At 46.9% G+C, this 12551-nt stretch carries 12 protein-coding genes; all 12 read left to right on the forward strand.

Features of this window, described 5'->3' with window-relative positions:
• Window positions 1-2 precede the first annotated feature (2 nt).
• The 12 genes from BCY86_RS07625 to BCY86_RS07680 all read left to right on the forward strand — a co-directional run bounded on the left by BCY86_RS07625 (window position 3) and on the right by BCY86_RS07680 (window position 12516).
• Window positions 3-1382 carry a hypothetical protein gene (locus tag BCY86_RS07625; RefSeq protein ID WP_075277193.1) on the forward strand — a complete coding sequence of 460 codons (1380 nt, stop codon included), beginning with the start codon at window positions 3-5 and terminating at the stop codon, window positions 1380-1382.
• A 207-nt stretch (window positions 1383-1589) separates the two neighbouring features.
• Entirely contained in the window at window positions 1590-2057 is a 468-nt protein-coding gene (locus tag BCY86_RS07630; RefSeq protein WP_216636012.1) for a hypothetical protein, read from the forward strand.
• A gap of 3 nt (window positions 2058-2060) precedes the next feature.
• The gene (locus BCY86_RS07635) at window positions 2061-2981 is read left to right on the forward strand and encodes a hypothetical protein (protein ID WP_075277195.1); all 921 of its coding nucleotides are present in this window, start codon (window positions 2061-2063) and stop codon (window positions 2979-2981) included.
• Window positions 2982-3025: 44 nt separating this feature from the next.
• Entirely contained in the window at window positions 3026-3835 is an 810-nt protein-coding gene (gene cpaB, locus BCY86_RS07640) for a Flp pilus assembly protein CpaB (protein ID WP_075277196.1), read from the forward strand.
• Entirely contained in the window at window positions 3835-5202 is a 1368-nt protein-coding gene (locus BCY86_RS07645) for a pilus assembly protein N-terminal domain-containing protein (protein ID WP_075277197.1), read from the forward strand. Before cpaB ends, BCY86_RS07645 begins: the two co-directional genes overlap by 1 nt.
• A 15-nt stretch (window positions 5203-5217) precedes the next feature.
• A complete protein-coding gene (locus BCY86_RS07650) occupies window positions 5218-6921 on the forward strand; it encodes a TadA family conjugal transfer-associated ATPase (RefSeq protein WP_083604271.1) in 1704 nt (567 codons plus the stop codon).
• Between the two features lie 43 nt (window positions 6922-6964).
• The gene (locus BCY86_RS07655; protein ID WP_172824836.1) at window positions 6965-7795 is read left to right on the forward strand and encodes a type II secretion system F family protein; all 831 of its coding nucleotides are present in this window, start codon (window positions 6965-6967) and stop codon (window positions 7793-7795) included.
• On the forward strand, window positions 7795-8697 hold the full coding sequence (locus BCY86_RS07660) for a type II secretion system F family protein (protein ID WP_075277199.1): 903 nt from the start codon (window positions 7795-7797) through the stop codon (window positions 8695-8697). Before BCY86_RS07655 ends, BCY86_RS07660 begins: the two co-directional genes overlap by 1 nt.
• An 11-nt stretch (window positions 8698-8708) precedes the next feature.
• Entirely contained in the window at window positions 8709-9596 is an 888-nt protein-coding gene (locus BCY86_RS07665; RefSeq protein ID WP_075277200.1) for an FHA domain-containing protein, read from the forward strand.
• Window positions 9597-9635: 39 nt separating this feature from the next.
• Window positions 9636-10265, forward strand: coding sequence for a tetratricopeptide repeat protein (locus BCY86_RS07670; protein WP_075277201.1), 630 nt, complete (start codon window positions 9636-9638; stop codon window positions 10263-10265).
• A complete protein-coding gene (locus BCY86_RS07675) occupies window positions 10262-11383 on the forward strand; it encodes a TadA family conjugal transfer-associated ATPase (RefSeq protein ID WP_075277202.1) in 1122 nt (373 codons plus the stop codon). The genes BCY86_RS07670 and BCY86_RS07675 overlap by 4 nt, the downstream gene beginning before the upstream one ends.
• On the forward strand, window positions 11380-12516 hold the full coding sequence (locus tag BCY86_RS07680; protein ID WP_075277203.1) for a hypothetical protein: 1137 nt from the start codon (window positions 11380-11382) through the stop codon (window positions 12514-12516). Before BCY86_RS07675 ends, BCY86_RS07680 begins: the two co-directional genes overlap by 4 nt.
• The last annotated feature ends 35 nt before the right edge of the window (window positions 12517-12551 follow it).

Consider the following 12551-nt stretch of genomic DNA (forward strand, 5'->3'; position numbering starts at 1 on the left):
CCATGAACGATAATTTTCCTTCGCTTCGTCAAGATACAAGAGGGGCTATTCTTCTAGTCGGCATTTTTTTTGCTACTTTTTTGCTTGGAATGGTTTGGTTCATCGTGGGAATCGGAGATGCTATTGTTTATCGAGAACGCCTTCTCGATGCAGCGGATGCCACTGCATTCGCTGGCGCTGTCTACCACGCGCGCGGCATGAATCTCGTGGCTCTCATTAATCTCCTGATGGCAGCCTTCATGTCCATCATCATAGCACTCAAAGTATTACAAATTATTCTAGCAGCAATTATATCAATCTCTTGCCCACTATGCATCATCCTTGTCGGTTGCGCAATTTGCGTTCCTGCGAGCAACTTCGAAACAACCGTAAGTGATCTTGCCGTTAGCGTCACAAGAGTGGTCGATCCCATCGTAAAAGGGCTGGGATATGCCTCAACAGGACTTAAACACGGCATGCCCTACATTGCCGAGGCAAAGTCGGTCTATGTGGCTATGGTGAAGTACAAAGATATCACTTCAGGGGGATTCACAGTAAGTATTTCTATGATTCCAGGATTTGGGCTACCAGTAGAAAACGATGATCCCAGCGTATTGTGCGGCCAAGCAGGAAGGTTTCTGGCCGATTTAATCCTTGCTCCACTCAATTTACTGTCGTTCCTCAAACCCATCACCAACTTTTTTTCTAGTATTTTTCAAAGCATTATTGCAGCGGGATCAGGATTTTTCTGTGGTACGATACCCGATCCAGGTAAAGTGATCGCCCAAGGGAGCCAATCCCTCATCGACCAAATGATAAATGAGTGTGGCGACCGAAGGGATGCCATCGCAGCGAAGCCTAAAAGAAGCCATACTGCCCATGACAAGAACTTCAATCATGATGATTGTATCAATCAAGCAAAAGGGTCCAATTTGCCATCCAGCGGCGTCAGCGAAAACAGGGGGCCTTCAAAAAGAGTGCTCTCAAAAATTAAAGATGGAGGGAGTGCTTACTTTGCCATCCTTGCCGTCACGTGGGCCCCTCCCCTTGTGCAACAGAATACAGTCAAAAAAGCGCTCAAAATTGCAGCATGGAACCGCGCAACCATCGATGCTCCCTCCGCAATGGGCAGGATGCAATTTTCACAAGCGGACTTTTACTACGATATCACTGGCCACAATAGGACATGGTCGAGTTATAAAGCGGAGGTGATGTGGAACATGCGATGGCGAGCCCGCTTAAGAAGAATCCATCTTCCTCCTTTTTCTTCAGTGGATGGACTTTCCAATTTGCTCAAGGCAGCTCTAACGTCTCTTTACTTAATGTATTACAATGACTCCAACTTCGGAGACGAAATCGTTAATGTTCTGTTCTATAACAAGAAGATGGATATATACCACTGATCCTATCTCCTATCGCACACGTTATCTTTCGTTACTTTTTCTTTGATGAATCAATTTCAGCTAAAGGATAGCGCGCTCCGCTATCATGTCACATTGGAATAATCAGGAGAAAAAAGTGCGCGGAAAATGAAGTCCATTGTGCAATCAAAACAACAGCAAAGAAACTATACTTTCTGTAAAACCTGGCGGAGAAACCGCGGTGCGGCGATGCTCGAAACGCTCATTGTGATCCCAACCTTTATTGTTTTTTTTGCCGGGATTAATTTGCTGACACGACGTTACCAAGAAAAATTGACCCTCATGCAGTCCACTCGGGAAAAGGCATGGACCTCAGCGATTGACACCTGTGTAGGACAACAATCAGAGGGGTCGATCGATACTATTCATACTGTGGATCCAAAAACTCCCAGCGGCGTTGATCCCAGGCAAATCCAACAAGACATCAACAACATTATCAAACCAATCTCCAATCAGATATCGGAGACCGATTCCTTTTCCAAGGATTTTGGGTCTATCACAGTGACCCAATCGTTCAATTCCGCCGGCGATCCAACCCTCGGAGCTTCTCCACTCATACTCCGAAACTCATATGTATTGATGTGTAATGAAATCCCCGAAGATGGTGATTTATTCGGCATGGTCAAGGCCGCATGGCATTATCTCACCAATTGGTAGTCGATGTTGCGATTTTCGCTACGCTCCCAGCTCCTCTCCAGCCGTCTGCTTAAGGTAGGGCTTTATGGATTTTTTGTATTTGGGCTCGGCACAACCTTAAGTGCACGCTCTGTGTATGGTCATTTCAAAGAGACCGCACTTTCTATCGGTCAAGAACTGACCAAATTAGGGGATTCGATCGGAACAGAAAATCGAGTTCGCCTCAATGGCGAACTAATCCACCTGTCAAGCACGCTGACCAAAAATCCAATGCATGCTGTCCTCGATCAATTCGAAGCGCTTTGCCATGAACAATCTTCCGATCTGACAAAAGAGCTGCCCGACTTATCCCAGACTCTGCAAAAAAAAGTTCCTCCACTGACTCCATCCCTTCGATTTGGGATCATCCGCGAAGAAGAGAAAAACAAGAACGGTTTTATTGCGTGTTTCACACAGGATGAAAAGCAGCGAGGGGTTGGTATCCTTGCGCGCATGAAGAATTTTATAGAGACAGGCGATTTAACCTCTTTTGGAAAGTTCCATTACGTTGTTGTCAAAACAGTGCCAGAAAATCAAACTCACGTAGTTTCCGTATGGATCGATGAATCTTTTTCTATCTATCGTCTCTTTCCGAAGGAAGGAGATGCGCCAGGATCCGATCCTGAGCAAACCTACCGGCCTCCTCGCACAAGACGTCTATTAAGTGCTACTGTTGAAGGGATCCCTTATGGCGTACATATTTATACTTCGCCGTTTCAACCTCATGCAATTATTCAAGAGTATGAACAAATCATGCCTACCCTCGGTTGGGAACCAGTCAAAGGAATTCAGAATGTTCCTGGAAACGTACGAGCATTTATGCGAGAAGGAGCTGACATCATGATCTCAGTAGAAAGAAACGAAGCAATCAGTATTATTTCTCTGATTGAAATTCATTCACCCTAGCCCTGCCACTTAAACAATGCTCTGCAAAGAATGGAATTGTTCACGTGAATAAACTAGCTCTTCTCACAGCACTTATCATGTCTCTTCTCGCAGGGCTTTTGCTGTTTCTTTACTTGCGACGATTTGAACAGGAATCTTCAGGTGGCGCTCCTGTTAAAATACTGGTTGTAATTAAGCCGATCGATAACCATACGATGCTGACAGAAGACATGATCGCAACGCGCATCATTCCCCAGGCATATGTGGAGAGCCGCGCAGTGCGCGAACAAGAGCGCTTGCGGGTCTTAGGGCTCCGGGTTTCAAATAGTTTGCAAGCCAACCAAGTGTTGATGTGGACAGATTTAGCATCCACAACAGATGAACGCCGCGAGCTTAGTTCCCTTGTACAACCTGGGATGCGGGCTGTGATGGTGCAATTGCCCAGTGAAGACAAGAGTTATCTTCTCATTCGACCAGGGGATCGGCTTGACGTGCTAGCAACGATGCGAGCGGACCAAGAAAATCGCTCTGTTTCTACTTCTGTTGTCTTATTGCAAAACATACTTGTTCTCGCGGTGGGGGCTGATACAGGAGCGGATTTATCAGGAGGTGGTCCTACTTCCTCTCAGAAACAGGAGCGGATTCTTTCTCTTAGTGTCAATGTGCCAGAAGCTCAATTGTTGGAGTTAGCTCAAGAAAAAGGGAAGCTTTCCATAGCGTTGCGAAGCCCGAACGATGTGCGCATTGTTGAGGGATTGCCTGATTTGAATACGTCTTTCTTAACTGACACCAAAGCGCGCAGTGGGATCGAAGCCATTCGCAAGACAGGACGATCAGGTCCCATCAAGCTTGAATCTGTTGAGGTAAGTCCTTAATGGAAGTTCTTTATCCAACCAGACAGAAATGGTTGCGAGGAAGTTTCTTTCTTCTGACGGTCCTCAGTGTAGGAGGTATAGGACGAGCTGTTCACGCCGAGAAAGCAGCCCCCCTCCAGACACAACAAGAAGAAGCTCCAGAAGAAAAGAACGATACCACAATAGCTAACCAGCTCGAATTTGCGGTAGGTGAAAATCGGACGGTGTCAGCAATTGACGTAAAAAACTATTCTGAGGGAAGCCCTGGAATTGTGGATGTGAAACTGACAAGCGATAAAACAAAATTCGTTCTTGTCGGACTCAAGCCAGGGACTTCTTCTCTCCTCTTGATTAAGCGAGATGGACAGATCGTCAACTGGAAGATCAATATATTCGCTTATCCGCCTCAAATCATAGAGCAGGAGTTGAGACAGTTAATTCGGGACATAGCAAGAGTACGATTGCGTCGGATGGGATCCCGTTTTTTTCTGGAAGGGAGTGTTGCTAACGAACAGGAGTTAACTAGAATCAAACGGATTGTCTCCCTTTATCCATGGCAGGTAGAGTCACTAGTAGAAGTAGGGAGCGACACAACAGATCGTCAAACTAACATCCGAATCGACTTTTTCTTCATCCAGTATAACCGATCGTCTGGCTACATATTCGGTATTAATTGGCCTAAGTACATCGGCACCAGTGACACCTTTACAGCCAACGCCAGCTACGACTTCCTCAAAAACTCCATTTCGGCTAAAACCACTATTGTCAATCAGCCACTTCCCAGTCTCGATATCGCAGCCAACTATGGATGGGTTAAAGTAGTCAAACAAGCCACCGTTATTACAACAAGCGGCACAGAAGCCAAATTTTATAATGGAGGGGAACAGAATTTCCCTACAACCACTGCAACCAGCAATTCGATTCAGAAAATCTCTTTTGGAACATCGCTGACAGTCCTCCCGCGATTCTATCCAGTAACTCGTGATCTCGAAATTAACATGAATGCAGAAGTGAGCGATTTAACCCCCTCGATTGCGGGAACAGTTCTTCCAGGTAGACAACTGTCCAATCTCTCCACACTCGTCAAAATACGACTTGGACAATCTTTACTGCTTACTGCGATTAACACTCAAAGCCAACGCCATACCAACAAAGGCCTCCCTCTTTTTAGTCAGATCCCGATTTTAGGACCTCTTTTCAGCTCTCAAAACAACATGGATGAAGAACTTGAAGGAGCTGTCTTTATTGTTCCCAGCGTTGTCGACTCCCCTCTTCGAAACACCATCGACATTGTCCAGAAAGCACTAGAAGAATATGAAGATTACAGTGGAAGAATCAAAGGGATGGAGATTTACAACCGTCAGCCCTGGAGTGGGCCAAGCTCTTAACCACGGACTTCTCCTATGAAAGTTGAAGTGATTATCCGTTCTATCTCTGGAGAACGTACAGAACACATGGAAGTATCCAACATGCTCACGGTAGGACGTAATCCCCAATCCTCTATTTTCTTGGATGATGAAGTCATTTCTCGCCAACATGCAATTATTTATCTGGGAATGCAATGCCTCACCGTCGAGGATACGTCTAGCAACGGCACGCGCGTAGGCACGCAGCTTCTACGCCATCAATCCGCTGAAGTCCCCTTCGGGACACCGATCACAATAGGCCACTACACGATTTTCGTTTTCCCTGAAACCACAAACAATCCAGACACAGCGAATCTCCGAAGACCAGCAACTCCGAACCGAAAATCCCCTCTTCCTCTGACAACAGCCATTACATCACAGGAGCCAATACAACCAACCCCTGCAAAGGAACCGATTTCAGGAATCAGCACAGCGGAAAATGAAATCGCTATCCGGCGTAAAATCCACAAGCAGCTTCTCCAAAATCTCGATCTGGCCAGCCTCGATGCCTCTAAGCTCGATGACCCGTCCATGCGACCTCGGGTATTGCGCGCACTCCGTCAAATCGTTCTCCAATTGAATGCTCACATCCCCTCCGGTCAAGATCGCGATCAATTAATTGGAGAATTAGCTGATGAAGCGTTAGGGCTAGGACCTCTCGAGCGTTTTCTGGCTGATCCCAGTGTCAATGAAATCATGGTCATCGACCCCCAAACTATCTTCGTAGAAAGAGGGGGAAAGTTAGAATTAACCGACGCAAAGTTCACAGACGACGAACGAGTACGCGCCGTCATCGAGCGTATCGTCACCCCTTTAGGCAGACGGATTGATGAGTCGTCTCCTCTTGTAGATGCGCGATTAAAAAACGGAGCTCGCGTCAATGCTGTTATCAAACCGATCGCTTTGCGCGGTTCTTGCATTACTATCCGTAAGTTCGCGTCTACCCCTCTCACCTTGGAAAAAATCATTAGCTTTGGAACTCTCTCACCCGCCATGGGGAGATTTTTGATGCGAAGCGTCACATCGAAAACAAATATCGTGATTTCTGGAGGAACAGGAAGTGGGAAAACAACCCTTCTTAATGTACTCTCTGCTGCCATCCCTTCTCATGAAAGGATCATCACCATCGAAGATGCAGCTGAACTTCAATTGACTCAACCCCACGTGGTTTCCTTGGAAACTCGTCCTGCTAATATAGAAGGGCGGGGAGAGTATACCATTCGGGATCTTGTGAGGAACGCACTCAGAATGCGCCCCGATCGCATCGTGGTAGGAGAGTGCAGAGGGGGAGAAACCCTCGACATGCTCCAAGCGATGAATACAGGACACGATGGTTCCCTGACAACTACCCACGCCAATTCCCCTCGAGAAGCCATAGGACGTCTTGAAACCCTCTCTCTCATGGCTGGTCTTCAATTGCCTGACCGAGCGATACGAGAACAAATCGCATCCAGTGTACATCTGCTCGTTCAACAGACACGCCTATCGGATGGAAGCAGGAAAGTGACCTCCATTTCTGAAGTAACAGGCATCGAGGACGATGGAGCAGTAGGATTGCGACCTATTTTCGAATTTGTCCGAACAGGTATTGACAGCAATGGGAAAGTCAAAGGAGAATTTAGAGCAACAGGATGGATTCCCAGCTATATTTCCACCTTTATTGTGATGGGACTTATTAAAAAGGGGGAGCCCTATTTATAACACCATGTTACAGGGTCAGCTTTCTCTTTCTTTCCTCAAGTGGATGACATTACTCTTTGCGATGGCTTCTCTTTTTGTCCTTTCTTACTTTTCTTCCGCGGCTCCACAAGGATTTATCCAAGTCTATTGGAGACGCTATGTTTGTTTTATCGAAAATCGTCTGCAGCGACTGTTTTCTCCCATCACCGCTGAAACTTTTGCAAAAGGGCATGTTCTAATTGTTTGCCTGCTCACCATCCTTGCCCTTGCTACAACTCTACCTTACTGGTACATGGTACCAATTGTCGTAGCTTTTCTCCCTTCTCTTTACCTAGATCACGAATGTCAAAAGAGGGTGCAACGGATCGATAAGCAAGTCGATGGCTTCATGCTCGCTCTCGCAAATGCTCTTAAGACTACACCAAGCTTAGGAGATGCGATCAAATCCGTAGAGAATCTGATCCATGAACCGCTCTGCCAGGAACTGCAATTGGCTCTTAAAGAAATAAGGTTAGGCAGTTCACTCGATGAAGCGCTCCTCCTGATGGCAGCTCGCGTGGAGAGCCAGCAGCTTGAATCTGCTCTTTCAGCCATTTTGATCGGACGTCAGGTAGGTGGTAACCTAACTAAAATTCTCGAATCCACGGCAGCCTCCCTTCGAGAGATGAATCGATTAGAAGGAGTTGTTCGAAGCAAAACAGCAGAAGGGAAGACCCAATTACTCGTCCTTGCTGCATTTCCTATTGTAATTTGCCTTTTGTTAAAATTGCTCTCCCCGAATTATCTCGATCCCTTGACTAGTAGCTGGGCAGGTTATGTACTTGTTTTTATTTCTGCACTCTGCTGGATCGGTTCCCTTGTACTAGGAAGAAAGATCACTGATGTGGATATCTAATGCAATCGTTTGAGTATTTGCGCTTCCTGTTCCTTTCTTTTCTCATGCTTGCCATAGGAACTGCCCTTTACGGCGTTATGTCTGCACCCAGCCGCATCGCATCTCGCCTCGGGCTGCGCGGTCTCAAGCGACAAACCGCATTGCAAAGAGGGGGACTCTGGCCCCTGATGGAACCTATCGTACGTTGGTTAGGAGTTCGCGTAAGCGGCGCATTGGGGGATGAACTCCATGCAAAATTAGACCGACAGCTGCAAATCGCTGGCGATTACCTTGGATTAACACCAGAGGAATACGTTGCCATCACTCTCTTGAGCGGTTTTCTCATCAGTACGGGGGGCGTCTTGTTCGGCTTATTTGTAGGTGATCCCCTTCTGTTCTTTTTAATTGCAGCTCCTCTCGGAGCAGTACTCCCCTACATGAAAATCACAGGAGAATCTCAAAAACGGCTCAAGCAGATCAGTCGAAAATTACCCTATGTGATTGACTTAATGGCACTCAGCATGAGCGCAGGACTTGATTTCCCCGGTTCCATCCGCCAGGTGATTGAAAAATCAACAGACATCGAAGACACGCTCATCGAAGAATTAACTCACATTCTTCACGAACTCCAATTGGGAAGAACCCGTAAAGAGGCTTTGATTGGATTCATGATTCGCGCGCCTATCGATGCTGTCACCGAATTCGTGACCGCACTCATTCAAGCTGAAGAACGAGGCAATCCCGTCGCAGAAGTGCTGATGATCCAAGCGGATTCATCTCGATTACGCCGTTCTGAACAGGCAGAGGCCGCAGCTGCAAAAGCTGGCGTTGCGATGATGGGTCCTCTTGTCCTCGTCTTTATCTGCATCATGATTTTAATGATAGGTCCCACCATTCTTCAACTCAGTAACACCGCTAATTAGAGTGCACGACAATGGATAAGAACTCCCATCTCATTCTATTTCGCATCTACTATCCCAATGGTCGTCGAGAAGAGATCTCGGTCGAATCCAACGAAGCCTTAATTGGAAGCGGTTCCTACTGCGAAATTCGACTCCCTCCCGAACTGGCTTCAGAAGAGCATATTTTTATTAAACTTGAAGGGCGTGAACTCAGAATCCAAACCCGCTCTCTGAAGCCAATTCCCACTTTCAATGGAACTCCTTTTCAAGAGATCACGATCCATTCTGAAGGTGTCATCGGCATAGGGGCAGTCAAAATCCAACTTAACCTTTCTTTTCCGACGGAAGATATCGCTGTACGCCGTCGAAAAGACAAAGGGTCCTCCATTGTCAAAGTTGGAGGAACATCCGTATGTTTTGTTCTGATTCTATTCCTGTTGTTTTATGATCAAGGTTCTAAAAAAACGGAACCTCCTCCTAAAGAAGCGCCACCATTATGGGGTCCACCGATCACCCAATGTCCTTACGATCTGCCCGATCAAGCACTCGCTGCTGCTTACGAGAAAAAGGTCATAGCTGAGGGGAAACGGGAGCGACACCCCTTTCATGTTCAAGATGGGGTCGCAGCAGTCCCTCTATTTGAAACGGCTGCCACCTGCTTTAAAACAGGTGGAGACGCAGAAGCAGCCAATGAACAAGCCCAAGCGGCCGCTTCTTTGAGAAAAGAGATCAATATAGATTATCACACTCACCAAGTTCGTCTCGAACACGCTCTTTCAATCGAAGATTTTGCCTGGTGTCAAAAAGAGATACGTGTGCTTCGCGCTTTAACCGAAGGGGTTTCAGGTCCTTATGTCACCTGGCTCAATAATATTGACCGACAGCTCCAATTGAAAATAACCAAAGAACAGTCAAGCTGATCTCTTTTCACATCAAGAATACGATATAAGATAAGGAGCATGCGCCCAATCTCCCATCGTGACTTAAGAGAAGTACCCAAGAAGAAAGAAAAGGAGAGCAAGAGAAAAGTCCTAATTGTATGTCTCTGCTTCTGTTGTTGTACCTCAAAGCATTCCTCCCACATTACCCAGAATGTTCAAGCGATCTTGGCGGAAGAGACCTTCGAGAAGCTCAAAGAACGGGGACAAGCTTTTGCTGCTGTCGGAGATCTGACTCGCGCAGAACAATATTTTGCAGCTGCTTTGGAAAAGACCGATGACTATCAGCAGATTCTTCCTCTGTTGCTTCGTGTATGCATTGAAGGGAAACGATATCGAGTTGCCTTAGATTACGCTGAACCCATGTTACAGCGAAATCCAATGAACCACTCACTCCGTTTTGTTATAGGCTCTCTCTACAACCTAACTGGCGATTACAAAACAGCTCAATTTCATTTCGAAAAGGTGGTCCTCGCTGATCCCAATAACCCTAATCCTCATTACGTACTTGCTGTGTTGTTCCGAGACAATTTAAAGAAACCGCTAGCAGCAGATATGCATTTTCGAGAGTACTTACGCCTTGATCCCAATGGACTACACTCAGAAGAGGCAAGAGCCTCCCTCCTTAAAGAAATAAAGGAAGCGCAATGATCCCTCGTTATGTATTTGAAGAAACCCTTCTCGACTTTTTCGCTCCCATTCGGCAATTTCTCGAAGACCCAACCGTTAGTGAAATTATGATCAATGGAGCCACTCAGATTTTTATAGAGCGAAAAGGGATCTTAGAGCTCACAGATGCCAAATTCGACCAAACAGAAAAACTTGTTGCAGCCCTCCGCAATGCAGCCCAATACGTAGGGAAGCACATTGATGCAGAGCATCCTATTCTTGAAGGTCGTCTGCCTGATGGTTCACGTTTAGAAGCAGTGCTCCCGCCAGCCGCCCCAGGCGGACCGTGTGTCTCTATCCGCAGATTTTTTAAGGAGACACTGACTGTAAAACGGCTTATCGATTTCGGCGCACTCACAGAGGACGCCGCGCTCACATTAAAAGCATTCGTCGCTGGAAAGTTAAACATTCTCGTCGCAGGAGGGACAGGAAGCGGAAAAACTTCGATGCTCAATGCCCTCTCCTCCTTTATTCCTCACACCGAGCGGGTTGTGGTGATCGAAGATTCCCAAGAACTTCAACTGCAACGAAAACATGTGGTCCATCTGGAAGCACGACCACCCGATGAGCGAGGGAGAGGACAAGTCACGATTCGAGAACTCTTTCGAGCAACGCTTCGTCTTCGTCCAGACCGAATCGTAATAGGAGAAATTCGAAGTGGAGAAGCACTAGATCTCATTCAAGCGATGACCAGCGGGCACGGAGGGTGCTTGACTACGTTACATGCGACTTATCCGCGGGATACCTTGAGCCGATTGGAGACAATGGCGATGATGAGCGATCTATCCATGCCGCTAGCAGCGCTTCGAATCCAACTTGGATCCGCTGTCAATATTTTGGTGCAGACGGCCCGACTGCAAGACGGCTCTCGGAAAATTACTCATATCACCGAAGTGATCCATTTCGATCCTAAAGGAGGGGAATATCATTTGCAGGATATTTTTCTAAGACAGACCCACGGCATCAATGAAAATGGTAAGATTACCAATGATTTAGTCCCTACAGGAAAACTCCCTCAAACTCTCCCTCAAATCAAAGAACGTGGGTTAGACTTACCTGACTCTGTTTATCAAGCAGCCAAAGGGTACTCCACGACATGACTAATCCAAAAGGTATTTATCGGATTGGAATTTTAAGGGGGCACGGCACTCCAGATCACATCCTTGTGGTTGAAGGCCAGGTGGTTGAACCTACCAGTATTGGTAGAAAAGCAATGTGGTCTATTCAAGCGAGCGGTCTGCTCGATATCCACGCCTTCCTTTATTTTGACGGTAAGACGCTTTTCATCTGCAGTGCGACTACCCAATTCCCAGCTAAATTAAATCACCATCCCATTCCAACCGAATGGACTCCTATCCCCTACCCGTGCCAATTCCAATGTGGAGAAGCGACCTTTTCTTTTGAAGAAGCCCCCGATTCTGCTCTTTCAGCTCTTGACACCTCTATCCCTCTTGACAACTCGATCCTTGAAGAGGAGGAAATTCCGCTCTCCCTCATTCCAGAAATGGAAGCAGAGGAAGAGGAGCTAGAAGAGATAGAGCTCGAGGCTGCTGTTCCCTCTGTCTCTGTTCTCCCCCCAGTCATCTCTTCCTTATCAGCAGCCAGTGCTAAAGCCTCCACTGCCACCTACTCCCTGACCGCAGTAGAATCCCAAGCTCATATGCTCTCTCTTTCTACCAAGACAGATCCAGCAACCGGCCCACTGACTGACGGCCCACTTCCCGCAAACACAAATGCATCCAAACAGTTAACGCGTCTTCAAGTCCTTTTGTTTGCGGCCATCTTTATCAGTTTGGTAGGGGTAGGCTTTCTCTGGACGCAGCCAAAAAAAGCTGAGCAAGTATATACACTAGTCCCTAACCCTTCATCGCTAGCGTCTGCCTCACCTTCTACCAATACCTCTGTAAGTCCCCCTGTTGCCAGCAATGCAACTACGCTCCCCACCATTGAAGTCAAAGAGCCCTCCGAATCATCATCATACAATTCTTCTAAAATCAAGCCAATCCCTTCTGTCCCCTCAAGAAGTCATCCCCTCCCTAATGCAGCAAATCCAGCATCTACACTGTATCCAAAAAATCTGGAGCGCGCTGCTGCTGATGCTTTTATGCAAGGGGACCAGCAAGCCGCGATGAAACTGTATGACAGACTCGCAGCTGAAAATCCTACTAGACCCGTTTTCCAACAGGCAAGTCGAATCCTACACCGACGTCTCGAAGCTCCTTCCTTTCGCTAGGGCTGAAGATTCTCATCACTATCTCTTACCAAGGC

This window comes from Pajaroellobacter abortibovis, assembly GCF_001931505.1.
Classification (GTDB): Bacteria; Myxococcota_A; Polyangia; order Polyangiales; family Polyangiaceae; genus Pajaroellobacter; species Pajaroellobacter abortibovis.

What these genes read in the sequence shown, in the direction of transcription:
- BCY86_RS07625 (WP_075277193.1), top strand. Translation starts at nt 3, where the DNA reads ATGAACGATAATTTTCCTTCGCTTCGTCAAGATACAAGAGGGGCTATT.
- BCY86_RS07630 (WP_216636012.1), top strand. Translation starts at nt 1,590, where the DNA reads ATGCTCGAAACGCTCATTGTGATCCCAACCTTTATTGTTTTTTTTGCC.
- BCY86_RS07635 (WP_075277195.1), top strand. Translation starts at nt 2,061, where the DNA reads ATGTTGCGATTTTCGCTACGCTCCCAGCTCCTCTCCAGCCGTCTGCTT.
- BCY86_RS07645 (WP_075277197.1), top strand. Translation starts at nt 3,835, where the DNA reads ATGGAAGTTCTTTATCCAACCAGACAGAAATGGTTGCGAGGAAGTTTC.
- BCY86_RS07650 (WP_083604271.1), top strand. Translation starts at nt 5,218, where the DNA reads ATGAAAGTTGAAGTGATTATCCGTTCTATCTCTGGAGAACGTACAGAA.
- BCY86_RS07655 (WP_172824836.1), top strand. Translation starts at nt 6,965, where the DNA reads ATGACATTACTCTTTGCGATGGCTTCTCTTTTTGTCCTTTCTTACTTT.
- BCY86_RS07660 (WP_075277199.1), top strand. Translation starts at nt 7,795, where the DNA reads ATGCAATCGTTTGAGTATTTGCGCTTCCTGTTCCTTTCTTTTCTCATG.
- BCY86_RS07665 (WP_075277200.1), top strand. Translation starts at nt 8,709, where the DNA reads ATGGATAAGAACTCCCATCTCATTCTATTTCGCATCTACTATCCCAAT.
- BCY86_RS07670 (WP_075277201.1), top strand. Translation starts at nt 9,636, where the DNA reads ATGCGCCCAATCTCCCATCGTGACTTAAGAGAAGTACCCAAGAAGAAA.
- BCY86_RS07675 (WP_075277202.1), top strand. Translation starts at nt 10,262, where the DNA reads ATGATCCCTCGTTATGTATTTGAAGAAACCCTTCTCGACTTTTTCGCT.
- BCY86_RS07680 (WP_075277203.1), top strand. Translation starts at nt 11,380, where the DNA reads ATGACTAATCCAAAAGGTATTTATCGGATTGGAATTTTAAGGGGGCAC.